At 67.4% G+C, this 1312-nt stretch carries 1 protein-coding gene; it reads right to left on the bottom strand.

Annotated elements, in window-relative coordinates; translation table 11 throughout:
* Window positions 1–1309, bottom strand: a 1309-nt coding sequence (locus tag AC58EF_RS28465; RefSeq protein ID WP_497279718.1) for a UDP-glucose dehydrogenase family protein, incomplete at its 3' end; no start/stop codon positions are given.
* Between the last annotated feature and the right edge of the window lie 3 nt (window positions 1310–1312).

Raw genomic sequence — 1312 nt, 5'->3', positions numbered from 1 at the left:
TGCCCGCGCCACCGACGCGGGAGAGTTGGAAGCCGGCGTTTGCGGCTTCGGCGAGGGGGTATATGTTGCGCAGGTCGACGAGGACGGGCTGGTTCATCGAACCGGCGAGGCGTTTGAGGTCGAGGGCGCGGAAGATGTCCCATTCGGTGACGAGGACGAGGGCGTCGGCGCCCTGGGCGGCCTCATAGGCGTCCTTGACCATGGTGACGCCGGGCATCATCGGGGCGGCGACGTCCATGCCTTCGGGGTCATAGGCGACGACCTTTGCGCCGGCGTCTTCCAGGGCCTGGACGATGGCGATGCTGGGGGCGTCGCGCATGTCGTCGGTGTTGGGCTTGAAGGTGAGGCCGAGCAGCGCGACCGTCTTGCCGCGCGCGTCGCCGCCCAGGGCCTTGACGATCTTGCGGCCCATGGCCCTCTTGCGCAGGTCGTTGACCTGGACGACGGTCTCGACGATGCGGCTGGGGGCGTCATGATCCTGGCCGGTCTTGACCAGGGCCAGCGTGTCCTTGGGGAAGCAGGAGCCGCCATAGCCTGGCCCTGCGTGCAGGAATTTGGAGCCGATGCGGTTGTCCAGGCCGATGCCGCGCGACACGTCCTGCACCTCGGCGCCGACCGCCTCGCACAGGTCGGCCATCTCGTTGATGAAGGTGATCTTGGTCGCCAGGAAGGCGTTGGCGGCATATTTGATCAGTTCGGCGGTGCGACGGCCGGTGAACATGAGCGGCGCCTGGTTGAGGTTGAGCGGCCGGTAGACCTGGCTCATCACCGCGATCGCGCGTTCGGAACCGGTGGTGCCCACGACGACGCGGTCGGGGCGCTTGAAGTCGCCGATGGCGGCGCCTTCGCGCAGGAATTCGGGGTTGGAGACGCACTGGATGTCGAGGTCGGGGCGCAGGTCGCGCGCGATCCGCTCGACCTCGTCGCCGGTGCCCACGGGCACGGTCGACTTGGTGACGATCACCGCCGGGCCATCGAGCGCTTCCACGATCTCCCGCGCCGCAGCATAGACATAGCTGAGGTCCGCATGGCCGTCGCCCCGGCGCGACGGCGTGCCGACCGCGATGAAGATCGCGTCCGCGCCCTTGACCCCCGCCGCCAGATCGGTGGTGAAGGTCAGGCGGCCCGCCGCCGCATTGCTGCCCACCAGCTGGTCGAGGCCCGGCTCGAAAATCGGCATCCGACCGGATTCGATCGCCGCGATCTTGCCCGCATCCTTGTCGACGCACACAACATCATGCCCGAAATCCGCAAAACAGGCTCCCGACACAAGGCCCACATAACCCGTGCCGATCATCGTGATTTTCATGAG

Source organism: Sphingobium sp. WR1 (genome assembly GCF_059693745.1).
The sequence above is the reverse complement of the archived record's forward strand: the minus strand, read 5'-3'. Positions and strand labels throughout refer to the sequence as shown.